At 71.4% G+C, this 25,660-nt stretch carries 23 protein-coding genes and 2 tRNA genes; 21 read left to right on the top strand and 4 right to left on the bottom strand.

The genetic code is table 11. The annotated features are described in order from the left end of the window. Positions 1-10 precede the first annotated feature (10 nt). The 7 genes from K8640_RS38640 to K8640_RS38610 are packed head-to-tail and all read left to right on the top strand — an operon-like array spanning position 11 to position 7,685. Positions 11-1,747, top strand: coding sequence for an FHA domain-containing protein (locus K8640_RS38640; RefSeq protein ID WP_223751673.1), 1,737 nt, complete (start codon positions 11-13; stop codon positions 1,745-1,747). Beyond that, positions 1,744-3,474 (top strand): exodeoxyribonuclease VII large subunit, encoded by a 1,731-nt coding sequence (gene xseA / locus K8640_RS38635; protein ID WP_223751672.1) that lies wholly within the window; start codon positions 1,744-1,746, stop codon positions 3,472-3,474. The genes K8640_RS38640 and xseA overlap by 4 nt, the downstream gene beginning before the upstream one ends. Positions 3,475-3,522: 48 nt before the next feature. Next, complete coding sequence (gene xseB / locus K8640_RS38630) at positions 3,523-3,870, top strand: exodeoxyribonuclease VII small subunit (RefSeq protein ID WP_046714739.1); 348 nt, start codon at positions 3,523-3,525, stop codon at positions 3,868-3,870. Positions 3,871-3,894: 24 nt separating this feature from the next. Continuing rightward, positions 3,895-4,275, top strand: coding sequence for a PleD family two-component system response regulator (locus K8640_RS38625; protein WP_223751671.1), 381 nt, complete (start codon positions 3,895-3,897; stop codon positions 4,273-4,275). A 28-nt stretch (positions 4,276-4,303) separates the two neighbouring features. Beyond that, positions 4,304-5,197: a polyprenyl synthetase family protein gene (locus K8640_RS38620; protein WP_223751670.1), complete on the top strand. Its 894-nt coding sequence runs from the start codon at positions 4,304-4,306 to the stop codon at positions 5,195-5,197. Continuing rightward, positions 5,194-6,942, top strand: a complete 1,749-nt coding sequence (locus K8640_RS38615; protein ID WP_223751669.1) for a 1-deoxy-D-xylulose-5-phosphate synthase — start codon at positions 5,194-5,196, stop codon at positions 6,940-6,942. Before K8640_RS38620 ends, K8640_RS38615 begins: the two co-directional genes overlap by 4 nt. Positions 6,943-6,944: 2 nt before the next feature. Next, on the top strand, positions 6,945-7,685 hold the full coding sequence (locus K8640_RS38610) for a TlyA family RNA methyltransferase (RefSeq protein WP_074955495.1): 741 nt from the start codon (positions 6,945-6,947) through the stop codon (positions 7,683-7,685). 54 nt (positions 7,686-7,739) lie between these two features. On the opposite strand, the gene K8640_RS38605 is transcribed toward K8640_RS38610, so the two are convergent. Then, complete coding sequence (locus tag K8640_RS38605; protein WP_223751668.1) at positions 7,740-9,347, bottom strand: hypothetical protein; 1,608 nt, start codon at positions 9,345-9,347, stop codon at positions 7,740-7,742. Between the two features lie 559 nt (positions 9,348-9,906). Between K8640_RS38605 and K8640_RS38600 the strand changes: the two genes are divergently transcribed. From K8640_RS38600 to K8640_RS38560, 9 genes are all read left to right on the top strand, one after another. Then, positions 9,907-12,414 (top strand): ATP-binding protein, encoded by a 2,508-nt coding sequence (locus K8640_RS38600; RefSeq protein ID WP_141324769.1) that lies wholly within the window; start codon positions 9,907-9,909, stop codon positions 12,412-12,414. 43 nt (positions 12,415-12,457) lie between these two features. Beyond that, complete coding sequence (locus K8640_RS38595; protein ID WP_223751667.1) at positions 12,458-14,335, top strand: tetratricopeptide repeat protein; 1,878 nt, start codon at positions 12,458-12,460, stop codon at positions 14,333-14,335. A 12-nt stretch (positions 14,336-14,347) separates the two neighbouring features. Further along, a complete protein-coding gene (locus tag K8640_RS38590; RefSeq protein ID WP_223751666.1) occupies positions 14,348-15,187 on the top strand; it encodes an alpha/beta hydrolase in 840 nt (279 codons plus the stop codon). Positions 15,188-15,242: 55 nt separating this feature from the next. Next, positions 15,243-15,584, top strand: a complete 342-nt coding sequence (gene bacN, locus K8640_RS38585; RefSeq protein WP_046714731.1) for a bactofilin BacN — start codon at positions 15,243-15,245, stop codon at positions 15,582-15,584. 55 nt (positions 15,585-15,639) lie between these two features. Next, positions 15,640-15,963 carry a polymer-forming cytoskeletal protein gene (locus K8640_RS38580; RefSeq protein WP_002636698.1) on the top strand — a complete coding sequence of 108 codons (324 nt, stop codon included), beginning with the start codon at positions 15,640-15,642 and terminating at the stop codon, positions 15,961-15,963. A gap of 3 nt (positions 15,964-15,966) precedes the next feature. Further along, positions 15,967-16,662 carry a bactofilin BacP gene (gene bacP, locus K8640_RS38575; RefSeq protein WP_223751665.1) on the top strand — a complete coding sequence of 232 codons (696 nt, stop codon included), beginning with the start codon at positions 15,967-15,969 and terminating at the stop codon, positions 16,660-16,662. A 352-nt stretch (positions 16,663-17,014) separates the two neighbouring features. Beyond that, the gene (locus K8640_RS38570) at positions 17,015-17,914 is read left to right on the top strand and encodes a ParB N-terminal domain-containing protein (protein ID WP_223751664.1); all 900 of its coding nucleotides are present in this window, start codon (positions 17,015-17,017) and stop codon (positions 17,912-17,914) included. Beyond that, positions 17,914-18,480, top strand: a complete 567-nt coding sequence (pyrE, locus tag K8640_RS38565; RefSeq protein WP_074955483.1) for an orotate phosphoribosyltransferase — start codon at positions 17,914-17,916, stop codon at positions 18,478-18,480. Before K8640_RS38570 ends, pyrE begins: the two co-directional genes overlap by 1 nt. Further along, positions 18,477-19,109: a hypothetical protein gene (locus tag K8640_RS38560; protein ID WP_223751663.1), complete on the top strand. Its 633-nt coding sequence runs from the start codon at positions 18,477-18,479 to the stop codon at positions 19,107-19,109. Before pyrE ends, K8640_RS38560 begins: the two co-directional genes overlap by 4 nt. Before the next feature lie 19 nt (positions 19,110-19,128). On the opposite strand, the gene K8640_RS38555 is transcribed toward K8640_RS38560, so the two are convergent. The 3 genes from K8640_RS38555 to nadB are packed head-to-tail and all read right to left on the bottom strand — an operon-like array spanning position 19,129 to position 22,044. Then, on the bottom strand, positions 19,129-19,722 hold the full coding sequence (locus K8640_RS38555; RefSeq protein WP_223751662.1) for a TIGR00730 family Rossman fold protein: 594 nt from the start codon (positions 19,720-19,722) through the stop codon (positions 19,129-19,131). A gap of 1 nt (position 19,723) precedes the next feature. After that, positions 19,724-20,449 carry a rhomboid family intramembrane serine protease gene (locus K8640_RS38550; RefSeq protein WP_223751661.1) on the bottom strand — a complete coding sequence of 242 codons (726 nt, stop codon included), beginning with the start codon at positions 20,447-20,449 and terminating at the stop codon, positions 19,724-19,726. Positions 20,450-20,454: 5 nt separating this feature from the next. Continuing rightward, entirely contained in the window at positions 20,455-22,044 is a 1,590-nt protein-coding gene (gene nadB, locus K8640_RS38545; RefSeq protein WP_223751660.1) for an L-aspartate oxidase, read from the bottom strand. An 87-nt stretch (positions 22,045-22,131) separates the two neighbouring features. On the opposite strand from nadB, the gene K8640_RS38540 reads away from it, so the two are divergent. The 5 genes from K8640_RS38540 (at position 22,132) to K8640_RS38520 (ending at position 25,659) form a co-directional block, all read left to right on the top strand. Further along, positions 22,132-22,821, top strand: coding sequence for a lytic transglycosylase domain-containing protein (locus K8640_RS38540; RefSeq protein ID WP_223751659.1), 690 nt, complete (start codon positions 22,132-22,134; stop codon positions 22,819-22,821). Beyond that, entirely contained in the window at positions 22,778-24,643 is a 1,866-nt protein-coding gene (locus tag K8640_RS38535) for a tetratricopeptide repeat protein (protein WP_223751658.1), read from the top strand. The genes K8640_RS38540 and K8640_RS38535 overlap by 44 nt, the downstream gene beginning before the upstream one ends. Before the next feature lie 10 nt (positions 24,644-24,653). After that, entirely contained in the window at positions 24,654-25,343 is a 690-nt protein-coding gene (gene pgsA, locus K8640_RS38530) for a CDP-diacylglycerol--glycerol-3-phosphate 3-phosphatidyltransferase (RefSeq protein WP_141324607.1), read from the top strand. 78 nt (positions 25,344-25,421) lie between these two features. After that, a tRNA-Gly gene (locus K8640_RS38525) sits at positions 25,422-25,496 on the top strand. A 91-nt stretch (positions 25,497-25,587) separates the two neighbouring features. Then, positions 25,588-25,659 (top strand) — tRNA-Gly (locus tag K8640_RS38520). Position 25,660 lies beyond the last annotated feature (1 nt).

The raw sequence follows: 25,660 nt of genomic DNA, 5'->3' as shown, positions 1-25,660 counted from the left end.
GTGATTGGTCATGTCGAACGGTTCCCCTCCTGCTCGTCGCAGGCCTCCTTCCGGGACGCCCTCGGGCGGGACCGGAGCTCGCCCCGCCACCCGCAGGTCGTCTCCGGCCGCTGCTCGGCCCGCGCCCGTGGCGGCGTCGCCCCGGCTCGTCTGCATCGCGGGACCCAAGGCGGGTGAGGAGTTCTCCCTGGAGGACGGCGAGTACGTCATCGGCCGCGCCACGGACAACCCCATCTGCATCCCGGACACCTCCGTGTCGCGCAAGCACGTCATGGTGCGCAAGTCGGGCGGTGGCTGGACGGTGAGTGATCTGGGGTCCGGCAACGGCACGCTCGTCAACGGCGAGGCCATTGGCGACGAGACCCCCCTGGCCACCGGGGACATCATCACCCTGGGCGACACGGAGCTGCGCTTCGAGGACGTGGCCAACTCCACCATGATGGTGGCCGCGCCGCCGTCGCGCAGCCGTCCCTCGAGCGCCGCGGGCCGAGGCGGAGTCCCCGCGCGTCCGCCTCCGCGCGTGGAGGGTGGACGTGTGCGCAGCGCGCGCTCGTCGGCCATGGCGCCTCCTGACCCGGAGGTCCTGGCGAAGAAGAAGAAGATGATGCTCATTGGCGGCGGCGTGGTGGTGCTGCTGCTCGGTGGCCTCGTGGTCGCGCGCGTGCAGGTGGCGAAGCAGAACGAGCAGCTGCTCCTGCAGAAGGGCCAGCAGGAGGCCGTCCGCAAGGAGCTGAGCACCGTCTTCCAGGACGCCAAGAACTTGGTGCGCGAGGGCAAGTGGGTGGAGGCCAAGGCCAAGCTCGAGGAGCTGGCCGCCGCGGCGCCCGACTACCCCGGCGTGAAGGACTACCTCGACCACGCCCAGCGCGAGATTCCCATCCAGGAGCGGCTGACGGAGGCGCGCGCCGCCATCATCAAGAACGAGCTGGGCAACGCCGCCGCCGCGCTCGCGAAGGCCGGCGAGAGCCAGTTCCTCTACGAGCAGGTGAACGCCGCCAAGCGCGAGCTGAAGGACCTGGCCGACAAGCGCTCCGTGGAGGCGCGCAAGGCGCTGGACACCAACCAGCTGGACCAGGCCAAGTTCATCACCGACGACGTGCTCAAGGCGTACCCGGACCACCGCGACGCCAAGCTCATCAACGAGCAGGCGGTGCAGGCCATCGCCGTGCGTGACGCGCCCAGGCCCGTCATCGTCGGACCCGCGCCCAAGCCGTGGGAGCCCGCGGTGCAGCGCTTCGTCGACGGCGACATGTCCGGCGCGGTGGCCATCCTCAACGCCTGCATGTCGAAGGCGCCGCAGTGCAAGAAGCTGCTCGGGCAGATGTCGGAGTTCAGCAACCTGTACAAGCGGCTGGAGGACCTGGACGCCAAGGGCCTGACGAAGCTGATGGCGCTGGACAAGGACATCACCGACGGGCGCACGAGCAAGATGGCGCGCAACGCGGGTACCCGCGCGGCGACCATCTTCTACAAGAGCGCCACGGGCGCGAAGGCCGCCGGCCAGTGGGCGCGCGCCATGGAGTACGCGCGCCGCGCGCTGCAGGCGGACCCGGGCCACGCGGGCGCGTCCAACATCATCAGCGAGCTGAAGGCGAAGGCGAAGGAGCTGTACTTCCTGGCCTACGCGATGAAGGACGGCAACCCCGAGGACGCGCTGCCGAAGTTCAAGGACGTGGTGGCGATGACGCCCCCGGACGACGAGTACCACGACAAGGCGAAGACCTGGGTCGAGAAGCTCTCGCGATGAAGAAGCGCAAGGGCGCGGGCGGCGAGGTTCCGCCGTCCGCCGCGTCGGGATTCCAGGGGGACTTGTTCGGGACGCTCGCGCCGGTGGAGCCCGCCGTGGCCGCCGTGCCCAAGGTGGTGGCGCTGCCGCGCAAGGCGCCGCCGCCTCCTCCTGTGGACGCGGACGGCACCGGGCTGTTGGGGCCGTTGGAGGGCGCTCCCTCGGCGCCTCCGAAGCCCGAGCGCTCGGTGCTCTCCGTGGGAGAGCTCACGCGGCAGCTCAAGCAGACGATTGAGTCCCGCTTCGCGCGCGTCATCGTGCGCGGTGAGGTGACGGGCTTTCGCGGGGCGAACGCGCGGGGCCACTGGTACTTCTCGCTGAAGGACACCGTCGCCTCCATCGACGCGAAGGTCTGGGCGTCGATGGCGGGGCGGATGCGCTTCGCGCTGCGCGACGGCATGGAGGTGCTGGCCGAGGGCAGCGTCGACCTGTACGAGCCGCAGGGCCGCTACAGCCTCATCGTCACGCGGCTGGAGCCGGTGGGCGAGGGCGCGCTGGCGCTGGCCTTCGAGCAGCTCAAGGCGCGGCTCGCGGCGGAGGGCCTCATCGGCGACCGCCGCGTGCGGGCGCCCCGGCCGTTGCCCTTCCTTCCCCGGCGCATCGGCGTGGTGACGAGCCGCACGGGCGCCGCGCTCCAGGACTTCCTGCGCGTGCTCCACTCGCGCAACCCCCGGCTGAGCGTCCTGCTGGCGGACGCGCGCGTGCAGGGCGAGGGCTCCGCGCCCGAGGTGGCGCGGGCGATCGCGCGGCTCTCCCGCTCCGACGTGGACGTCATCGTGGTGACGCGCGGCGGAGGTTCGGTGGAGGACCTCTGGACGTTCAACGAGGAGGAGGTGGCGCGCGCCATCTTCGCCTCGCCCGTGCCGGTGGTGTCCGCCATCGGTCACGAAATCGACTTCACCATCGCCGACTTCGTGGCGGACTGGCGCGCGGCCACGCCCAGCGCGGCGGCGGAGCGGCTGGCGCCGGTGCTGGCGGACCTGGAGCTGTCGCTCGCGACGCAGGCCGGGCGGCTGCGGCGGGCCACGGAGCGCCGGGTGTTGGAGCTGCGCGAGCGTCAGGGACAGCTCGCCTCGCGCCTGGAGGACCCGCGGCGGGCCCTCAACCACCAGCGGCTGCACCTGTCCGAGCAGGTGGAGGCGATGATGCGGGTGCTGCGGCCCGCGGTGCGCGAGCGGCGGGACTCGCTGCGCGCGCTGACGGAGCGGCTGCAGCGCGCGCGCCCGCAGGCTCGGCTGGGCGAGCAGCGCGCGCACCTGTTGAAGCTGGCCATGCGGCTGGCGGAGGCGGCGCGCGCGGGCGTGGCGACGCGGCAGGCTTCGCTGTCCGCGGCGCGGTTGGGGCTGGAGCGGGCCTCGCCGGTGGCGCTCGTGGCGAAGGAGCGCGCCCGTCTGGCCGCGCACCAGGCACGGCTGCGAGCGCTGCAGCAGGGGACGCTGGCGGACGCGCAGCGGCGTTTCCAGCGTCTGGAGGGACGACTGGACGCGATGAGCCCGTTGAAGGTGATGTCACGCGGCTATTCGGTGGTGTTCCGTCAGCGCGACGGGGGCGTGGTGCGCTCCGTCGCGGATGTCGAGGTGGGGGAGAAGCTGGGCATCAAGCTCGCGGCGAATGGCGCGAGGACACTCGGCGGGTGTGAAGAAGTCGAAGCCACCGTGACATCGGTAAAAGGGCCGGTGGACTGCTAACGGGCCACCCTCTAGAGTCCCGCGCCCCGAACGGGGAGGTGGAAGGCTGTGGCGAAGGCGGACAAGGCGTCCAAGGCGGACAAGGCAGGTGAGGCCGAGGTTCCCGGTCAGTACGGGGACGTCGTGAGCCGTCTCGAGGAGACGGTGGGCCGGCTGGAGAGCGGCAACCTGTCGCTGGAGGATTCGCTCAAGGCGTTCGAGGAGGGCATCCGGCTGGTACGTCGGGGTGAGAAGCTGCTCACCGAGGCGGAGCAGCGAATCGAGCAGCTCCTCCAGGACGAGGATGGCAACGACGTGGTGGCGCCGCTGTCGGTGGCGGCCCGACCTCCGGCGCAGGCGGCGGCCCCCCGGGCGCCCGCACCGCGACCTCCACCCGAGGATGACGTCCCGTTCTAGGTCGTGCGGGACGCGCGCTCGGGCATGTCGAAGCCGAAGATCACCATCGTCGACGATGACCGCGACACGCGGGAGCTGCTCGCGGCGGCCCTGGAGGACGAGGGCTTCGAGGTGACGCTGGCGGCCAACGGGCTGCGGCTCATCGCGTCGCTGCAGCTGCGCCGGCCGCAGGCCATCCTCCTGGACGTGAACATGTCCTGGATCGACGGCTTCGAGCTGTGCAAGGCGGTGAAGAAGAACGAGCACTTCCGGGACATCCCCATCATCTTCATCAGCGGGCGTGGGGACTCGGAGGACAAGAAGCGCGGTCGCGAGGTCGGCGCCGCGGACTATTTCGTCAAGCCGCTGGATACGGACAAGCTCGTCCGACGCATCCGTGAGCTGGTGACCCCGGCCGCGCCCTAGCGCTCATCCAGCAGAGGAGTATCGATTCATGGCTCAGTTCGACCTGGATGCCTTCCTGCGGACCCAGCAGGCGCGGGTGGAGTCGCTGTTGCTCGAGCGCGCGGACCGGCTCGCCTCCTCGGGGGCTCCTCCCCGGTTGGTGGAGTCCATGCGCTACTCGCTGCTCGCGGGCGGCAAGCGGCTGCGGCCCGTGCTCTGCCTCACCTTCGCGGACACCGTGGCGCAAGCCTCGCTCGTGTCGGCGCTGGCGGCGGACGCGGCGTGCTCGCTGGAGTTCGTGCACACGTACTCGCTGGTGCATGACGACCTGCCGGCCATGGACGACGACGACTTCCGTCGCGGCCGGCCGACGAACCACAAGGTCTACGGTGAGGCGATGGCCATCCTCGCGGGCGACAGCCTGCTGACGGATGCCTTCGGACTGCTCGCCGACGGGCCGGAGCCCGTGCGGGGCGCGCTGTGCCGCGAGCTGGCGGTGGCGTCGGGCGCCGCGGGCATGGTGGGCGGCCAGGTGCTGGACACCGCCGAGGACCGACCCGCGAACCTGGACTACCTGGTGCGCATGCACCGGCTCAAGACGGGCGCGCTCATCCGCGCGGCGTGCCGCATGGGCGTGCTCGCGGGTGGAGGCGATGCGGAGGCGCTCGTGCGCGCGCAGATGTACGGCGACGCGGTGGGTCTGGCGTTCCAGATCGCCGACGACGTGCTGGACGTGACGTCGACGCGGGAGCAGCTGGGCAAGCCCGTGGGCGCGGACGCCGACGCGGGACGCTTCACCTTCCCGGCCGTGGTGGGCCTGGAGGAGTCGCGCCGTCTGGCCGACGAGCAGGTGCGGCTGGCGGTGGAGGCGGTGCGGCCGCTCGAGGGTGAGGATGGGCCCCTGGCGGCGCTCGCGCGGTACGTGGTGGAGCGGAAGCTTTGACGGCGGAGGTCCTGAGCCGCATCGCCTCGCCGACGGACCTGCGGGCGCTTCCCGAAGCGGAGCTGCCGCAGCTGTGCACGGAGCTCCGGGAGGAGATCATCTCCATCTGCGGCCGCGTGGGTGGCCACCTGGGCGCCTCGCTGGGCGCGGTGGAGCTCATCGTCGCGCTGCACCGGGTCTTCCACTCGCCCACGGACGCGATTCTCTTCGACGTGGGGCACCAGACGTACGCGCACAAGCTGCTCACCGGGCGCCGGGCGCAGATGCACACGCTGCGGCAGGCCGGCGGCGTGGCGCCCTTCCTGGACCCGCGCGAGAGCCCGCATGACGCGCTGCTCGCGGGACACTCCTGCACCGCGGTGTCGGCGGCGCTGGGGGTGCTCGAGGGGCGGAGGATGCTGGGGCACCGGGGCCACGTGGTGGCGGTGCTCGGGGATGGAGGGCTCACCGGCGGCTTGACGTTCGAGGGGCTCAACAACGCGGGAGGCAGCCACCTGCCGCTCGTGGTGGTGCTCAACGACAACCAGATGTCCATCAGCGCGAACGTGGGCGCCATTCCCTCGCTCCTGCGCACGCGCGGCGCGCGGGACTTCTTCCAGGGACTGGGCTTCACGTACCTGGGCCCCGTGGATGGGCACGACCTGGGCGCGCTGACACACGCGCTGCGCGAGGCGCGTGCGTCCATGCGCCCCGTGGTGGTGCACGCGCTGACGCTCAAGGGGAAGGGGTTCCCTCCGGCCGAGGCGGATGCCCAGACGCGTGGGCACGCGATGGGGCCCTACGAGTGGCGCGACGGCAAGCTGGTGCGCTCGCGCGGAGGGCATCGCACGTACAGCGAGGCCTTGGCCTCGGCGCTGGAGGACGCGATGGCGCGTGACTCCCGCGTCGTCGCGGTGACGCCCGCGATGCTGGAGGGCTCGGCGCTCAATGCGCTCAAGGCCCGCTTCCCGGACCGCGTGCACGACGTGGGCATCGCCGAGCAGCACGCGGTGACGTTCTGCGCGGGGCTCGCCGCCGCGGGGGCTCGCCCCGTGTGCTGCATCTACTCCACGTTCCTCCAGCGCGCGTACGACCAGATCATCCACGACGTGTGTCTTCCGGGCCTGCCCGTCGTCTTCGCGGTGGACCGCGCGGGGCTCGTCGGCGCGGATGGGGCCACGCACCAGGGCACGTACGACGTGTCCTCGCTGCGCCCGCTGCCCGGGCTCCAGCTATGGTCCCCCGTGGTGGGCGAGGACTTCGCGCCCATGCTGCAGACCGCGCTCGCCTCGCCGCTGCCCTCCGTGCTCCGCTTCCCTCGCGGCACGCTGCCTGCGCTGCCTGCCGAGGTGCACGTGGGCGAGGCGCCGGTCCAGGGCGCCCGGTGGCTCGTGCGAGCGACGCAGCCGGAGCTGACGTTGGTGACGCTCGGGCCGTTGGCGCTCTCCGCGCTCGAGGCGGCGCGACACGAGCCGCGATGGAACGTGCTCGACGCGCGGGAGCTGTCGCCGCTGGACGAGGGCGCGCTCCTGGAGGCCGCGCGTCAGGGGCCGCTGGTGGTGGCGGAGGAGGGCACGGTGCGCGGAGGGCTGGGGAGCGCGGTGTTGGAGCTGCTCGCCGACAAGGGCGTGTCCCAGCGCGTGCGGCTCGTGGGCATGCCGGACGAATTCGTCCCCCATGGCGATGCGCGGGTGCAGCGCGCGGAGATGGGGCTGGACGCGGAGGGCTTGCGACGCGCGGGCCGGGCGCTCCTGGAGGGCACATGACGATGAAGCCTCGCAAGGAGCGGGTGGACGTGCTGGTGGTGGAGCGGGGGCTGGCGGAGTCGCGCACCAAGGCCCAGGCGCTCATCCTCGCGGGCCAGGTTGTCGTGGATGACCAGCGCGTGGACAAGCCCGGCTCCCTCATCCCCGTGGAGGCGGAGCTGCGCCTGAAGGGCGAGGTGCTGCCGTACGTCTCGCGCGGTGGGCTCAAGCTCAAGGGCGCCATCGACCACTTCGGCCTGGATGTCCGCGGCAAGGTGGGCGCGGACATCGGCGCGAGCACGGGCGGCTTCACCGACTGCCTGCTCCAGCATGGCGCGGTGCGGGTGCACGCCATCGACGTGGGCTACGGCCAGCTCCACGAGAAGCTCCGCAAGGACCCGCGCGTGCGCTCCCGTGAGCGCGTCAACGCGCGCTACCTGACGGAGGAGGACCTGCCGGAGAAGGTGGGCGTCGTCGTCATCGACGTCAGCTTCATCTCGCTCACCCAGGTGCTTCCCTCGGTGCTGCCCTTCCTGGAGCCGGGCGGTGTCCTGGCCGCGCTGGTGAAGCCCCAGTTCGAGGTGGGCCCGGACCGCGTCGGCAAGGGAGGCGTGGTGCGAGACCCCGCCGCGCGGCAGGACGCCATCGACACCGTGACGGCCTTCGTGCGCGAGCAGGGGCTGACCGTTCGCGGCGTCATGGACTCGCCCGTGCCAGGGCCGGCGGGCAACGTGGAGGCGCTGCTCGTCGCCGAGCGGCCCTGACGCGGCACGGAGGGAAGGGCGGCCGGAGGGCTCGCCCTTCCCGGTGGCCTTCGGCTACGGCCGGGCGCTGCGGTACTGCGACGACGTCTGCAGCTCGAGCAGCTTCTGGTTGGTGCGCATCCAGAGCCGGCCGCTGTCGTCGAAGGCCGCGCCCATGGAGACGGAGACCTGGTAGCGGAAGAGCTCACGGCCCTCGGCCGAGCTCCCCAGCGTCTGGTCCACGCCCACCAGCTCCACCGGCAGCGTCGCCGTCGAACCCTGGGCCGCGGGGGCGTTCAGGAAGAACAGGTCCGAGGTCGGGTTCGCCGGCAGCAGGTACTTCACGTGGAGCGCGCCGTTGGCGTCCACCGAGCGCAGCTCCCGGTTGCGGATGGTGCCGGTGTTCGAATCCAGCAGCCACACGCGCTGCGTGGTCGCCGCGGCCACCCGGCTGCCGTTGGCGTAGGTGGCGATCTGCTGCACCTTTCCGGTGAGCACGCCCGTGGCCCACTTCGACGCGTTGCCCTCGCAGCCCTCCAGGTTCGCGACACAGGCGAGGACCTGCGACTTGTCCTCGGGCAGCGCGAAGCCCAGGTAGAGGATGCTGCCGTCGCTGCTGAACTGCCCCACCGGGCGCGGCGTGGCGGTGTTCGACGTGAAGAGCTGCCGGATGATGTGCGTGGCTTGCAGCGTCCCGCCCGCCGAGTCCGTGCCGCCGTCCAACTCCTCGACGATGATGTCCGCGCGGTTCTCGCTGTACTCGATGTGGCTGGCGAAGAGCACGCGGCCATCCCCGCGGATCAACAACTGGCCGACGGGGGTTCCCACGGAGATCTCCCGCTGGTACTCCCAGCGCGTGACGCCGATCTTCAGGCCGTCCTGGGTGTCGTGGGTGATGCGGTAGATGAGGCCCTGGACGGAGCGGATCAACGCGTCGCCGTTGGGGAAGACGACCAGGTCGTTGACCTCCAGGTCCACCGGCGTGCGCGCCGTCATCTTGAAGTCGCGGTCGATGGCGAACGCGCCGTACCCGGGCGTGTAGACCCAGCGCTTGCCGCTCTGCGCGTTGCGGGGCGTGATGACGGTGGACGCGTTGCAGAGCGTCGGGGCCTGCAGCGTCCCGGCGGCGCCACCCGAGGCGTTGTGCCGGTACATGGTCTCGATGCCGCCCGTGGTCGTCTTGGCGCAGCTCAGGAACGTCGCCGTGGAGCCCGAGCCGTCGATGGCCAGCGGCATGGCGTAGACCTGCAGGCCCTGCGGGTCGTCATTGGCGCGGGACACCGGGAAGAAGGTGGCCGGCTGGGGCAGGGACGTGTTCTTGCGGCCGTCGTCGCACACCACCTCGGCCGTGAGCGACAGGCTCGCGGCGAGCCCCACCAGCGGGTTGGAGTACGGGATGTCCGACGCCAGGAGCTCGAAGTTGGTGGTGCCACCGCCCGAGGGGAACGCCTTGAGGAAGGTGGTCCGGTCGTAGAGGTTGAGCGTGTTGACCTTCTCGCAGCCGGCGATGGTCGCGATGAGCTTGAGGCTGGTGCCCGCGACGTTGCCCTGGGGAACCGTCAGGGCCACCTGCGGCGGATCCGGCGTGGGCGGTGGCGGGTCGTCGCCACAGGCGATGGCCAGACTGGAGACGAGTACGAGGGCGGTGCGCCATGCACGCCGAGTCACGGGAGGGTGGAGCATGGCACCGCACTCTACCTCGCTCGCACCATTCCCGGCATCCTCCCCCATCCGCAAAACGGCCCGGCCCCCGCGCCCCCGAAGATTGCGGCCCTCCAGGGCCCCATGACGTGATAGCCCGGCGATTCCCGTGGGTGGGGACCTCGGGTCCTCCACCACTCCAGGGCACACGGGAACGGGTGGGAGCTTGCGATGACGGGTGGTTGGCTGCTCGAAGGGACGGAGTCCGGCCGGACGAGCGGCGCCAGGTCATGGCGGGCGTGGGAAGGATTCCCACCGCGCGGTGTTGGCGCGCGCCCGTTCTGCCCCCGGAGTGGGGGACATGGGGTGGAAGTGCTCCAGGGGCGTGGGTGTGGGAAGCCACGATGGGCGTGGCGCCCGGGCATCTCCACTCACAGTCCCGGTCGCCACCAGCCGTGCGCCGCTCTGGCCCACGGACGTGAACGGCGGCAAGATTCGGAAACCGAACCATGAACCCTTCCGCATTCAACGGGTTTTTGCAGCCTCCCCAGTGGCGCCCGCACAGGGCCGCCGCGGCGCGAGGTTCACTGTGAGAGTCGAGATGCAGGCGGATCAGCGGGGACGCGTGCTGGTGGTGGCCGGGAAGGAGTCCGGCGACGCCTTGATGGAGCGGCTGACCGCCAGCGGCTACCACTGCGCGGCGGCCGAGAAGGACACCGGGCTGGCGGAGCTGGCGGACTCGCTGCAACCCGAGGTCGTGCTGCTGTCGGTGACGGCCAAGCGCGCCGCGGAGCTGCTCGAGTCCCTGCGTCGGGTGGAGCGGCTGCAGCGGTTGCCCGTGGTGGTGGACCTGGGCAAGTCCCGGTCGGCGGAGGCCTTCAAGCGCCTGGCGGTGGATGACTGGATTCGCGGCGCGGACGAGGTGGTGCCCCGGCTGGAGGCCGCGCTCAGGGCAGGGCGGCTGAAGGACCGCGAGGAGCGCGTCCGGCTGCGCATGGGGATGCTGCTGGAGATCACCCAGGCGGCGACCAGCTCGCTGGAGCTGGAGGAGATCCTCCGCATCGCGGTGGACAAGGTGGGGCGCGTCACCGGGACGGACCGCTGCTCGGTGGTGCTGGTGGAGGGCAGCCACGCGCGCACGGGCAAGGTGGTGGCGACGCAGGAGGACCCCAGCCTCGTGCAGCTCGACATCGAGGTGGCGCGCTATCCGGAGCTGCGCCGCGCGCTGGAGACGCGCGAGCCGGTGCTCATCGAGGAGGCGCAGCGGGATCCGCTCATGGCGGAGGTGCGCACGTCCATCGTGCCCCTGGGCGTGAAGTCCATCCTGGTGCAGCCGCTCATCTGCCAGGACGACCTGCTGGGCGCGCTGTTCCTGCGCGTGTCGCGCATGGACGCGTCCTTCGGCCGCGACGAGCAGGAGTTCACCCAGGCCGTGGCCGGCGTGCTGGCCAACTCCATCCGCAACGCGCGGCTGCACACCGCGGTGAAGAAGAAGCGCGAGGACCTGGAGCTGGCGTACGTCGAGCGCTACCACGAGCTGCTCGAGGCGAACCGCCGGCTCAAGGAGCTCAACCGCCTGAAGGATGAGATCATCGCGGTGGTGAGCCACGACCTGCGCGCGCCGCTCCAGGTGCTGCTGGGCCATGGCCGCCTGCTGCTGGAAGGGCCGCTGGAGTCGCAGCAGAAGCAGTCCGCGGAGGCGATGATCCGCCAGGGCAAGAAGATCCTCGGCCTGGTCGAGTCGCTGCTGGAGAAGGGCAAGGGCGAGGCGGCGCGGCTGTCCATCGAGCCCCGTGTGCTGGACGTCGCGCAGCTGTGCCGTGACGCGGTCAACGAGCTGGAGATATTGGCGGCCGAGCGGGGCGTGTCCCTGCGCGCGGACTGCCCCGACAGCCTGATGCTCATCGGCGACGAGGTGAAGCTGCACGAGGTGCTGCAGAACCTCATCACCAACGCCATCCACCACGCGCGCGACGCGGGCGAGGTCGTCGTGTCCACGCGGCGGCTGGGCCGTCCGGACGGTGACGCGGCGAAGGTGTGCGTGCAGGACGACGGCGTGGGCATCCCCCAGGACGAGCTGCACCTGGTGTTCGACCGGTACCGTCACGGCGGCAAGGGGACGGGGCTGGGGCTCGCCATCTGCAAGGAGTTCGTGGAGCTGCACGGCGGCGAAATCTGGGCGGAGAGCCCGCCCGAGCACGGGTGCCTCTTCGTCTTCACGCTGCCGCTCGCGCAGGAGGCGCCGCGCAACCCCCGGCCCGTGGTCGCCACGTCGTCGGTGACGGAGCAGCCGCGCGTGCTGGTGGTGGAGGACGAGCCCGAGATCGCCGCGGTGCTGTCGGAGGTGCTGCGCTCGAAGTACCGCGTGGAGGTGGCGCGCGACGGCGCGGAGGGCCTGGCCCGGGCGCGCGCGCAGCGGCCGGACCTGGTGGTCATGGACGTGTTCCTGCCCAAGCTGGACGGCCTGGACGCGGCCATGGCGCTCAAGTCGTCTTCCGACACGGCGCACATCCCCGTCATCCTGCTGTCCGCGCACCAGGGCGTCGCGGAGAAGGTCCGCTCGCTCAACCTGGGCGCGGTGGACTACATGAGCAAGCCGTTCAACGCGGTGGAGCTGCTCAACCGCACGGACCGCGCGCTCAAGCTGCGCCAGGGTGAGCGCGAGCAGCAGGAGAGGGAGCGCTCCCAGCCCTCGCTCCAGCGCCGCACCGGGAGCGACCCGGCTACGGGGCTGCATGACCGGCGCGGGCTGCTGCTCCGGCTGGAGCAGGAGCTGGCCCGCAGCCGGCGCTACCACCGGGCCCTGAGCCTGGCGGTGCTGCGGCCCGACCGGCCCGTGGAGCCCGTCCCGAACAACATCGCGGACGTGATGCGCAAGCGGGTGCGCCACCCGGATGCCATCTCCCACCTGGGCGCGGGGGTCTTCGTCGTCGTCCTGCCCGAGTGCAACGCGGAGGCCGCTCGCGCCGTCATCAGCCGCCTGATGCCCGACGTGGAGAAGGCGACGGACACCGAGTACCGCTCGGCGGTGGCGGACGTGAGCCAGGACAGCGACCCGGTGGAGAAGCTGCTCGAGAAGCTGGGCGCGCCGCCTCCCGAGGAGGCCTGAGACCCTGCAAGGCGGCTGGGGCCGCGCTAGACTTCCACCTCGCGTGAGCCCCTCCCGCCTCCTCGTCGCCGTCCTGCTCGTCGCCTTGTCCGGGCCCCAGGCCCTGGCGACGGCGCCCGCGTCGCGGCGTCCCCGCGTCGACCGGGAGGCCATGCGGGAGGCGATGGACGCGGCGGCCACGGACGACGGGGCCTTCTCCTCGTCCGCCAGCTACACCCAGTACCTGCGGGCCCGGTTGCTCCACCACGCAGGAGACCACCGGGGGGCGGTGGATGCGCTGCGGCTGGCGCTGGCCACGGATGACGGCCACCCGCTGCTGCTCACCCGGCTGGCGGAGGAGTACGCCCGGCTGGGAGACCTGGACAAGGCGGAGCGGGAGCTGCGCCGCGCGGTGGAGCGCTCCTCGGCGTACTACCCGGCGCACGTGCTCCTGGGCCGCGTGCTCATGGAGTCAGGCCGCTTCACCCGCGCGCGCCTGCACCTGCGCCGCGCCGTGGCCCTCAAGCCGCGCGAGCCCGAGGCGTACCTGGTCCTCGCCCAGCTCTACCTGGAGTCCGGCTCCCCGGGGGAGGCCGTGAAGGTGGTGGAGTCCCTGTCCCGCGCGCTGCCGGGAGAGGCCTCCGGTTACCGGCGGCTGGGGCTGGCCCTGGCCGAGCGCGGCGACACGGCCCGCGCCGAGCGGCTGCTCTCCGAGGCGGCCACGAGGGACCCCGGGGACGTGGAGGTGCTGGGCACGCTGGCGAAGCTGTACGAGGAGACGGGGCGTCCAGGCAAGGCCGAGGAGACGCTGGCGAAGGCGCTGGAGCGCGAGCCGGACAGCCAGGAGGTGCTCCTGGCCGCGGGACGCTCGGCGCTCAAGGCGGGCTCTCCGGTGCGGGCGCGGGCGTACTTCGACCGGCTCCTGTCGCTGTCGGGGGAGCCGGAGACGGCGGTGCGGGTGGCCTTCAGCTACCTGTCCGAGCGCGAGCCGGACGCCGCCGTGCAGGTGCTGGAGACCGCTCGGAGCGCCAGCGATGGCGAGCCCCGGCTGGCCTACTACGTGGGCCTGGTGCACGAGCGCCTGCGGCGCTTCCCCGAGGCGGCCAAGGCCTTCGCCTCCGTGCCGGAGGGCTCGGACATCTACCCCGACGCGCGGGTGCGCCTGGCGAAGTGCCTGTCGCTGTCGGGCCAGCACCCGCGTGCCCTGGCGCTCCTGCGGGCCGCGCTCCAGGACTCGCCCGATGACCTGGAGGTCCGCGCGCAGTACGCCCGGGCGCTGGAGCGGGGCGGCACGCCCGCGCGCGCCGAGTCCGTGCTGAAGGAAGGGCTGTCCCGCCAGCAGTCCGCGGCGCTCTACGACGCGCTGGCCGCCACGCTGCAGCGGCAGGGAAGGGGGGCGGAGGCGCTGGTGCTGCTGCGCGAGGCCCTGGCTCGGATGCCGAAGGACCCGGCCCTCCAGTACGTGATGGGCGCGGCCTTCGAGCGGCAGGGGGACATGGCGGGCGCGCAGGCGCGCATGCGCGCGGTGCTGGAGGTGGAGCCGGACCACGCGCCCGCGCTCAACTTCCTGGGCTACCTGCTGGCGCAGAGCGGACGTCACCTGGACGAGGCCGAGCGGCTGGTGCTGCGCGCGCTGGAGCTGCGCCCCGACAACGGCGCGTTCCTGGACTCGCTGGGGTGGGTCTACTTCCGCCGCGGGGACTACCCTCGCGCGGTGGAGGTGCTGGAGCGGGCCTCCACGCTGGCGCCGGACGAGCCCGTCATCCTCGAGCACCTGGGGGACGCCTATCAGCGCGCCGCCCGGGGACCGGAGGCGGCGGGGGCGTGGCGCCGGGCGCTGGAGGTGTTGTCGCTGGACCCCGAGTCCGCCGAGCCCCCGGGCCAGCGCGAGGCCCTGGAGCGCAAGCTCAAGGCGCTATCCACGGGTGCGGCGGGCCGCTAAGTTGCTGGGCCTATGGCTCGCCATGACGAGGGCTACTTCACCGGCCGGGACGGGACGCGGCTCTTCTGGAAGACGCACCTGCCGGACGCGGAGCCGCGAGCGCACGTCGCGGTGGTGCACGGCTACGGAGACCACTTCGGCCGCTACCAGTACGTGACGGACGCGCTGGTGGCGGACGGCTTCGCGGTGCACGGCTTCGACTACCGCGGCCACGGGCGCGCGGAGGGACGCCGCGCCTACGCGGAGAAGTGGCCGCACTACGTGGACGACCTGGAGGTGTTCTGGGACCGCGTGCGCGCGGCGGCCGGCGGCGCGAAGACGTTCGCCCTGGCCCACAGCCACGGCGGGCTGATGGCCGCGCACTGGGTGGGCGCCCGCAAGGTGGAGGGCCTCTCCGGGCTGGTGCTGTCGGGCCCGTACTTCAAGCTGGCGATCACCCCGCCCGCCGTGAAGGTGCTGGCCGCGAAGGCGGCGGGAGCGCTGGTGCCCTGGCTGGGCATCGCCTCCGGGCTCAAGGTGGAGGACCTGACCCGGGACACGGAGGTCCAGCGCGCCACCCGGGAGGATCCGCTCTACCTGTCCATCGCCACGCCGCGCTGGTTCATCGAATCCACCAAGGCGCAGGCGGAGGCGATGTTGCTCGCCCCGAAGATTCAAGTCCCGCTGTTCGTGCTGTGCGGCGCGGAGGACGGGGTGGCGGCGCCCGCGGCGGCGCGGGTGTTCTTCGAGACGGCGGGCTCGGCGGACAAGAAGTTCAAGGAGTACCCCGGCATGAAGCACGAGCCGCTCAACGAGGTGGGGCGCGCCGAGGTGTTCCGGGATATCTCCGGCTGGATCTCCGCGCATCTCTGACATAATCAAGGCGCTCGGCTCCTCGGGAGGAGCGGGCTCTGGGTGAGGTCACCGCATGGCAACGGGTGAAACGGGCATCATCGGCAAGGGCATCGTCATCAAGGGGAACCTCACGGGTGGTGGGGACCTTGTCATCGAGGGGCGGGTGGAGGGGCAGATTGCCCTGAAGAACCACCTCACCATCGAGAGCACCGGGAAGGTGCAGGCGGACATCCGGGCCGAGGAGTTGACCATCAACGGCGAGGCGAGCGGCAACATCGACGCCTCGACCCGCGTGGCCATCAACGCCTCGGCGAAGGTGGCTGGCGACATCAAGGCGCCGCGCGTCGTCATCGAGGATGGCGCCGTGTTCAACGGCTCCATCGAGATGGACGTCCGGCTGCCGGACGACATCTGAAGCTCACGCCGCGGGCGGACGCGGCACACACCTTTCGAGAGGGCGGACAACACTCATGGCGAATACGGTCATTGGTTCGAGCATCGTCATCGACGGAGAGATTTCCGGAGACGAGGACCTGGTCATCCAGGGCACCGTGAAGGGGAAGATCTCCCTCAAGGAGAGCCTCTACGTGGAGGGCAGCGGCGTCGTCGAGGCGGACATCGAGACGCAGAACGTGGAGATCGCCGGCCGGGTGACGGGCAACATCGTCGCCAGCGACAAGGTCGAGCTGAAGACGGACTGCCGCGTGGTGGGCGACATCAAGGCGCCGCGCATCCTCATCGCCGATGGTGCCTCCTTCAAGGGCAACGTCGACATGGACATGAAGGAGCGCTGATTCGTGGCCACCCCGAAGGAGTTGAGCGGTAGCACCGCCGTCAACAACACCGTGGTGGGGCCTTCCATCCTCATCAGCGGCCGGTTGACGGGCGACGAGGACCTCACCGTCCGGGGCCGCGTGGAGGGAGAGCTGACGCTCAGCCGCACCCTCATCGTGGAGCCTTCGGGTGTGGTGAAGGCGAACGTGGCGGTGAAGAACGCCATCGTCAGCGGCGTGGTGGTGGGCAACATCAACGCCACGGAGAGCGTGGAGCTGACCCGCGAGGGCCGCATGGTGGGCGACATCCACGCCCCGCGCGTCATCATCGTGGACGGCGCCAGCTTCCGCGGCCGCGTGGACATGGGTGACGTGGAGCCCGGCCGTCTGCCTTCGGAGCGCCCCGTGGTGGCCCGTCCCACGGCCGTGACGCGGCCGACGACGGCGACCCCCGTGCGCACCACGACGACGCCCGCCCGCCCGCCGACGCCTCCCGCGCGTCCGCCGGCGCCCCCGGCCCGTCCCACGACGCCCGCCGCGGCGCCCACGACGGTGGCCCGCCCCTCGAGCAAGCCTCTGCCGCCGCCTCCGCCCCCCCGGGCCGAGACGCGTCCGACGCCGCCGCCCGTGGAGCAGACGACTTCTGCCGAGCCGCCAACGCCCTTCTCGGTGGGTGCTGGCGCCAAGAAGAAGGTCGTGGTGAAGAAGAAGACCCGCTAGAGCACACAGCCCGCGCCGCCGGAGTCGGTGGCGCGGGAGTGGGCAGACCAGGGGTGCCACCATGGACGCCGAGCACAGGGTTGACGGAGAGGAAGGGATGCCGGGTTCTCCGGAGGGTGGCTCGTCGTCCGCGCCCGAGGCGATGTCGGCGCGGAGCGATGGCGCGAGCCAGGACGGCGCGCCGTCAGAGTCGTCGCGTATAGAGGGAGCCGTCGGGGAGTCCGCCCCGGTCGATTCCCCCGCGCCCGAAGCGGGTGCGTCGGCGCCGGAAGGCGGTTCACCGGAGTCCCAGGCAATCGCCGCCGAAGGCGCGCCCAGCACGGGCGAGCCCGAGCGGAGCATGGAGTCGTCGGTGGGTTCGTCGGAAGAGTCCCAGGAGAAGTCCCCGTCGGAGGCCTCGAGCAGCGAGTCCGCGGCGTCGTCGGAGCCCGCGACCTCCGAGGGCGCTCCCCGCCAGGAGTCCGCGGAGGCGTCGTCCACCGATGGGGCGCCCGGCCAGGAGTCCGCGGCGTCGTCCTTCACCGGAGCGCCAGGCGAGGAGTCCGAGGCAGCGTCCTCTGAGGGGGCCCCGGGCGGGGCCGAGGCGTCCGGAGCGGAGGAGGACGAGGAGTCCGAGCTGCTCGCCGCGCCCGAGGAGCGCCTCGCGGGGCGGGTGGTGACGGTGTTGATGCCGCTGGAGCGCCTGGAGGACGAGTCGGCGTACCGGCTGCGGCCCGAGGGGGACGTGTCCGGGCTGGCCACGGACATCGCGCGGCTGGGGCAGCTGTTCCCGGTGGACGTGCGTCCCCGGGGCAACGACCGCTACCAGCTGGTGTGCGGGTTCCGTCGCGTGGCGGCGCTGCGCTTCCTCAAGCGCGACGCGGTGCAGGCGCGCGTGCACACCGACCTGTCGGACGAGGACGCGCTCCTCATGTCGCTGGCGGAGGCCATCCACGCCACGCCGGTGGAGCCGGAGGTCCTCGAGGCCAAGCGCGACCAGCTGGAGTCCGAGGGCCGGTTGAGCGCGGCCGTGGCGGACATGCTCGCCAAGGCGCTCGCCACGGACGAGTCGCTGGCGCCCGAAGGGGTCGAGGAGGAGATCGACGCCGACGAGCTGGCCTCGGACGTGTCGCAGCGGCTGGGCGCCATCAACCAGGACCTCTCGCTGCTGGCGGACGTGTTCGCGTCGCTGGACGAGTCACGCCGGGCGGAGCTGTTGATGCAGTTGCGGTACTCGTCGGAGCTGGTGGCGTACCTGGAGGGCCTGTCGTGATGGTGGATGCTCTCGCCCGAGACCGGGCCCGGCTGCTGGAGCTGCTCACGCAGCGCTCCTTCGAGCGTCGCCGCGTCGTGCTCTCGTCCGGCAAGGAGTCGGACTTCTACATCGACTGCAAGCGCACGGCGCTGCTGGCCGAGGGGCACTTCCTCATCGGTCGGCTGTTCCTGGACGCCATCCGCCGCGAGGCCCCGGAGGCGGTGGGCGTGGGCGGGCTGACGCTCGGCGCGGATCCGCTCGCCTCGGCGGTGAGCCTCACCGGCTACCTCTCCAGCTACCCGCTGTCCGCGTTCATCGTCCGCAAGGAGCCCAAGGGCCACGGCACCGGCCAGTGGATCGAAGGCCTGAGCGGGCTGGGCACGGGCGCGAAGGTGGCCATCGTCGAGGACGTGGTGACGACGGGTGGCTCCACGCTGAAGGCCATCGAGCGGGCCCAGGCCGAGGGGCTCACGGTGCTCGGGGCGTTCGCCCTGGTCGACCGGTTGGAGGGAGGGCGCGAGGCGGTGGAGGCCGCGGGCCACCGACTCACCACGCTGTTCACCCGCAAGGACTTCATCCCTTGAAGAAGCTGCTCGCGACGGGAGCGCTGCTGGGAGCGCTGGTCGGCTGTTCCTCCCTGCCTCCCATCGCCGTGGGCGAGCAGGCCCCCACGCTGAAGGACGAGAACGCGGAGTCGCGTTACCGGGCGTTGCTCGCGAAGTACACGGGCCACCAGGAGATCTACGACGGCTTCGACACGCGCCTGTTCGCGGGGGCGACGCTGCAGACGTGGACCTTCCGCGAGGCGCGCGTGAAGCGGCAGGCGGCCTTCCAGGTGCTGCCCGAGGCGAAGGTGGCGGAGCTGCTCGCCGAGGAGCGCGCCGAGTCGTCCCAGGTGCACGAGTTCTTCCTGGGCGTGCACGTCAACGACTACCGCTACCTCGACTTCGACTTCCGTCGCTCCATCTGGCGCCTGGCGCTGGTGACGCCCGCGGGTGAGGTGACGCCCGTGCGCATCCGCCGCCTGGGCCGCGCCGATTTGGAGATGCGCGCCTACTACCCGTACACCAACGTCTTCTGGGTGGGATACGAGGTGCAGTTCCCCACGGTGATGGCCAGCGGTCAGCCGGTGATTCCGCCGGGCACCGAGCACGTCACCTTCCGACTGGCCTCGTCGCTGGGGCAGGCGGAGATGAAGGTCTCCGCGCAGTAGCAGGACAGCTCGCGCCTCATCAGGTCTGCTCGGGGCGCTTGAGCCACTTCTCGGTGACGGTGAGCGTGGGGCCGGCCTGCAGCCGCTCCAGCAGCCCGGCCGGTGAGGCCTCCACCGCGAAGGGCAGGGCCTGGGATTCGGGGACGAAGCCCTCGGTGGCCAGGTGCCTGGACAGCGCCACCAGCGGCTGGAAGAAGCCGCGCGTGTCGAGCAGGCCCATGGGCTTCTGGTGCAGGCCCAGCTGCGCCCACGTCACGATTTCGAAGAGCTCGTCCAGGGTGCCGAAGCCGCCGGGCAGGGCGACGAAGGCGTCCGCGCGCGTGGCCATGAGGGCCTTGCGCTCGTGCATGGAGTCCACGCGGATGAGCTCGGTGAGGCCCAGGTGGGCAATCTCCCGCGCGCCCATGAAGTGGGGCAGCACGCCCACCACCTGGCCGCCCGCGGCGAGCGTGGCGGCGGCGACGGTGCCCATGAGGCCCACGCTCGCGCCGCCGTAGACGAGCGTCATCCCTCGGCGGCCCAGCTCCGTGCCCATCTCTCGCGCGGCCTCGGTGTACTCGGGGCGGGTGCCCGGCCTGGAGCCGCAGAAGACGCAGACGCTGCGCACGGACATGTCAGAAGGCTCCGCGCCGCTCGGGGTGCGCCGCGTAGAGCGCCACCAGGGCCGAGAGGAACAGGATGATGGGCAGCGCGAGCGCGTACACCTGCCGGCCCTGCCGGAGGGCGATGCCGCACGGCAGGCCGAAGAGGAAGCCGCCCAGGTGGCCCGACCAGCTCACGAAGGGCAACAGGCTGAGCACCGCCACCTGCACCAGCCAGATGCCCAGCTCCCGGCGCCCCTGCCGCGTGGCGATGGGCAGCATGGCGCCCGCCCAGCCCAGAATCATCCCGGACGCGCCCACCATGGGCGTGTCGAAGTTGAACAGCAGCGAGAACACGGACGAGCCCAGTGCCGTCACGAGCGACAGGCCGAGGAAGCGCAGCGAGCCGATGCCGCGCTCCAGCGTGAAGCCCAGCGTCACGACGACGGACATGTTGAAGACGAGGTGGAGGATGCCGCCGTGCTCCAGCGCGCACGCGAGCAGCCGCCAGTACTGGCCCTCCTGCACCGCGGGGCCGTACAGCGCGCCCAGCGGGAGCTGCCGCGCGGTGAAGGACGGCAGCTGTCCGGCTTCCTCCAGGAGGAAGACCGCCACGCACAGCCCGATGATGGCGTAGCAGACCCACGGGCGCGGCTGCGGGGCCTGGGGCGGGGGAGGCGTGCCGAACGGATGGCCTCCGCCGCGAGGCTCAGTCCCGCCACCTGGCGCGTCGAGGATGTGTCGCGGTCCTGAGGACATGTCCCTCACAGCTCCCGGGAAAGGGTGGTGTCTCGCAGCCAGTGGTGGTCATCGGGATGCGGATAGTCGAGGGTGAAGTGCAGTCCCCGACTCTCCTTGCGACGGCTGGCGCAGTCGACGATGAGCAGGGCCACATCGGCGATGTTGCGCAGCTCGATGACGTCCCGGGTCACCTCGAAGCGCCAGTAGTAATCACGAATCTCCTCGCGCAACAGCTCCAGCCGGCGTCGCGCGCGCATCAGCCGCTTGTCCGTCCGGACGATGCCTACGTAGTTCCACATGAGCCGGCGGATCTCATCCCAGTTGTGGCTGACGACGACGCTCTCGTCGGACTCCACCGCGCTGCCCGGGTCCCACTCCGGCGGGTCCTCGCGCGGGGTGGGCAGCGACGCCAGCTCCTCCGCCGCGACCATCACGGCGCGCTGCCCGAACACGAGCCCCTCCAGCAGCGAGTTGGACGCGAGCCGGTTGGCGCCGTGCAGTCCCGTGCAGGACACCTCACCGATGGCGTACAGGCCCGGCACCGACGTGCGCCCATGCAGGTCCGTCACCACGCCGCCGCACTGGTAGTGGGCCGCGGGGACGACGGGGATGGGCTGCACGGCCATGTCGATGTTGAACGCCTTGCAGGTGGCGTAGATGTTGGGGAAGCGCTCGGTGAGGAACGCCCGGCCCATGTGCGTCATGTCCAGGTAGACACACTCGTCGCCGGTGCGCTTCATCTCCGCGTCGATGGCGCGCGCCACCACGTCGCGCGGGGCGAGCGCGCCCAGTGGGTGGTAGCGCTCCATGAACGTCTGCCCGCCCTTGAGTCGCAGCTTGCCGCCCTCGCCGCGCAGGGCCTCGCTGATGAGGAAGCTCTTGGCCTCCGGGTGGAAGAGGCAGGTGGGGTGGAACTGGTAGAACTCCATGTTCGCCACCTGCGCGCCCGCGCGGTACGCCATGGCGACACCGTCCCCCGTGGCCACGTCCGGGTTGGACGTGTACAGGTACACCTTGCCCGCGCCGCCGGTGGCCAGCACCGTCACCTTCGCGAGGAACCGCTCGATGCCGCCGTTCTCCAGGAGCGCGTACGCGCCCAGACAGCGGCTGCCGCCGGGCCTGGGCTGGCGCCGGTCCAGGATGAGGTCGATGGCGGCCGTGTTGGCGAAGAAGGTGATGTTGGGCGTCTCGTCGCACCTGGCGAGCAGCGCGCGCTGCACCTCGCGCCCGGTGATGTCACCCGAGTGGATGATGCGCCGTGCGGAGTGGCCGCCCTCGCGCGTCAGGTCGAACTCGCCGGAGGTCTGCCGATTGAACTCCGCGCCCAGCGTGACGAGCTCCCGCACGCGCTCGGGGCCCTCGCGCACGGTGACCTCCACCGCGTCCCGGTGGCACAGGCCCGCGCCCGCGACGAGGGTGTCCTCGATGTGGGCGTCGAAGGAGTCGGTGGGGGCCAGCACGCTGGCGATGCCACCCTGGGCGTAGGCCGTGTTGCTCTCGCCTCGCTCGCGCTTGGTCAGCACCGCCACGGTGCCATGCCGGGCCGCCTGGAGGGCGAAGGAGAGGCCCGCCACGCCGCCTCCCAGGACGAGAAAGTCGAACCGATGGGGCATGGCCAACAGCCTTAACGACTGTAAGTGCTGGAAACAAGGCGTTTTCTTGAGGACTTTCCGGCGTGTGTCTAAGGTTCGAGGGCCGATATGCGAGCCATTCCCGCGCTCATGCTCTGTGCCGTGCTGGGCCTCCCGTCCTGGGCGGGCGCGTCCGAGTCCATCTACCGGTACGTGGAGAAGGACGGGACCATCGTCTACACGAACGTGCCGCCGACGGGCTCCAAGGGCGCGAAGAAGATGAAGGGGGCGTTCACCCAGGCGCCGGCGAAGAGCCGGCCGGTGGTGGGGCGCTCCCGCACGCCGCCGGACCTGGACCCGCACATCGCGGCGGCGGCGGTGCGCTACCGCATCCCGACGGCGCTCGTGCGCGCCATCATGCACGCGGAGAGCAACTTCAATAAGAACGCGCTGAGCCACAAGGGCGCGAGCGGACTGATGCAGTTGATGCCGGCCACGGCGTCGGACATGTACGTGAAGGACATCTTCGACGAGCGCGACAACATCGAGGGCGGGGTGCGCTATCTGCGCGTGCTCGCCAACATGTTCGACGGCGACATGGTGAAGATGATTGCCGCGTACAACGCGGGCCCGGACGCGGTGAAGCGCTACGGCGGCAAGGTGCCCCCGTACGAAGAGACGCAGGGGTACGTGCGCAAGGTGCTCCAGCTCTACTACCACTACAAGGAGCGCGAGCGACCCGCCGAGAGCGGACCCCGCGAGCTCACATCCCAGAATGACGACGCGCGTGAAGGGGCGGCCGGAGACGAGCCCCGCTGACGACGAGTTCCTCCAACAGCTCCAGCGTGGTGGAGAGCTGCTGGCGGCCAACAAGGTCATCGAGGCCAGGAGCTTCCTGGAGCGTGCCCACCAGCTCCAGCCTCGCAACGAGAAGGCGCAGAACCTGCTCGGGCTGTGCTTCTTCAAGCTCGGCATGTTCGACAGGGCGGCCGAGCTCTACGAGATGCTCGTGCGCGACAACCCGGTGGACCCGACGCTGCGGGTCAACCTGGGCCTGGTGTACCTGAAGACGAACGCGCTGCAGCGCGCGGTGCGCGAGTTCGAGACGGCCACGGACCTGTCGCCCGAGCACCAGAAGGCGCAGAACTACCTGGGCCTGGCGCTCGCGCAGATGGGAGAGTACGGCCGCGCGCGTGAGCACTTCCTGCTCGCGGGCAGCGACGCGATGGCGGAGAAGATGTCCCGCGCCATCGCCGGGGAGAACTTCGCCCGCGCCACGCCCGCGCCCGTGCCGCCGCCCGCGGCGCGGGTGGAGAGTCCTGCCCCCGTGCGGGCTCGGTCCCCGGAGCCCGAGGAAGAGGAGATCCGCTTCGCCGAGGACGAGGGGCCGAGCGCGCTCGGTGGTGGTGAGTCGGAGTCCTCCGCGTCGCAGTCCCCCGAGGAGGCGGGGAGTCCGTTCACGACCGCTGGCCCTGTCGGCACGTCGGGGGGGGCGCTCTCCGCGTCGGGGTCGTCCGGAGCGACTGGCGCGCCGGGAACCTCGGTGGCCGGTGGCGCGCTCTCCTCCTCGGGAGCGTCCGGAGCGGGTGGCGCCTCGGGAGCGTTCGCAGCGGGTGGCTCACCGGGGAGTTCAGGCCCGTCCGGGGTCGGTAGCTCGCTGGGAGCGTCCTCGGCGGGTGGTGTGCCGGGTGCGACTGGCGCGGTCGGTTCTTTGGGCGCGTCCGCCTCGGTCGGAGCCGTCACCGCTTCGGGCGCGTCGAACGTGGCGAGCCAGGGTGCCGCGGTGGGTTCGCCGCCCATCCACGGGGCGTCGGCCTCGGCGGGCGCGTCCCTCCAGACGGGCTCGAGCACGTCCTTCGCGTCGGGTTCCTCCGCCACGGCGGGCACGGGCCCCACCTCGGACGAGACCTCCGCCGCGACCTCCTCGGTGCCGCTGTCCCGGCTGCAGCTCACCAAGGTCGCCGCGCGGCCCGCTCCGACGCGTGAGGCGACCTCCTCCGCGCCGCTCCTGTCGGTGCTGGCGCCCTCGCTGGCCCTCGAATCGGAGCGGGGGAGTGGTCCCTTCGCCCTCGGCGAGGGCCGCTTCCGCATCGCCGTGGAGACGGAGCTGCTCACCCGGCTGGACGGCCTGGTGGCCCTCGAGGGGCAGCTCGCGTTCCAGCCGGAGATGAAGCGCTTCCGGGGCCGGGCGACGGACAAGCCCTTCGGTGAGGGCGCCTCGCGCATGGTGCGCGCCCGGGGCCGGGGCGTGCTCCACCTGGAGCCCTCCGAGCGCCGCACGTTCCTGGCGGTGGACCTGGGCGAGGACTCCGCCTACTTCCGGGACGAGAACGTCTTCGCCTTCGAGGAGCCGGTGATGTTCGAGAATGGCCGGGTGCCCTCCGACATCGCGCCGGACCTGGACCTGGTCCACCTGCGCGGTCAGGGGCAGGTGCTGCTGAGCCTGCCCGGGCCCCTGCGCTCGGTGGCGGTGCGCCTGGATGCGCCGGTGACGGTGCCGCTGACACACCTGGTCGGGTGGCAGGGCAACCTGACGCCTCGCGTGGTGCCGCTGCTCAAGTCCGCCTCCGGCGAGTCGCTGCGCACGGCGGTGGAACTGGGGGGCGAAGGTTTTGCCCTCATCGCCCTTGGGGTCCGCTAGAAGGCGCGCCATGGCCACCGACCGAGCGATTCGCAAACAGCGCAAGCGGGAGGAGCGGGCGCGCCGGCGCGCCGAGCGCAAGCCGAGCGTGCTGGTTCAGGAGTTCTGGAACCTGCCCAACATGCTGACGCTGGGGCGCATCTTCCTCATCCCCCCGTTCGTCTGGCTCATGTACGACGGGGACCCGCTCAGCTCCCTGTTCGCGGGGCTCGTCTTCGCCGTCGCCGCCATCACCGACGTCATCGACGGCTACCTGGCGCGCAAGTGGAACCTCATCACCGTGGTCGGCAAGTTCATGGACCCCCTGGCCGACAAGCTCATCGCCATGGCGGCCCTGGTGATGATGGTGCGGCTCGGACGCATCGCGGCGTGGGTCGTCATCGTCCTGCTCGCCCGCGAGCTCATCGTCAGCGGCCTGCGCACCATCGCGGCCAGCGAGGGCATGGTCATCGCCGCCGGCCAGGAGGGGAAGTGGAAGACCTCCCTCCAGCTCGTGGGCATCATCTCCCTGTGCGTCCACTACGTGCACCCGCTGACGCTCGGTTCGTTCAGCACGCCCGTGGACTACAACCTCGTGGGCAAGGTGCTCGTCTACCTGTCCGGCGCGTTCTCCGTCTGGAGCGCGGTCGTCTACTTCCGGGCCTTCCTCGCCATGCTCGCGAAGCGGGGAGACGAGGCGCCGATCGCGAAAAGTGTTTGACGCCGTTGGGAGGCCTCTGTATACCCCACCTCACTTCGGGCGCGGCGCTGACGCGACGCGGCTGAAGCGGTGCCTGATGCGGGAATAGCTCAGCGGTAGAGCATCGCCTTGCCAAGGCGAGGGTCGAGGGTTCAAATCCCTTTTCCCGCTCCAAAAGAAGGCCCCTTGGGAAACCAGGGGGCCTTTTGTTTTCACCTGAGAAGGTGCGGGCGCCGAAGGTTGAGACGTCGTCGCGGTTCGTGATGCGGGAATAGCTCAGCGGTAGAGCATCGCCTTGCCAAGGCGAGGGTCGAGGGTTCAAATCCCTTTTCCCGCTC

The organism is Myxococcus sp. XM-1-1-1 (assembly GCF_020037095.1).
Classification (GTDB): domain Bacteria; phylum Myxococcota; class Myxococcia; order Myxococcales; family Myxococcaceae; genus Myxococcus; species Myxococcus fulvus.
Note: the sequence above shows the minus strand (reverse complement) of the source record. Positions and strands in the feature narration are given on the sequence as shown.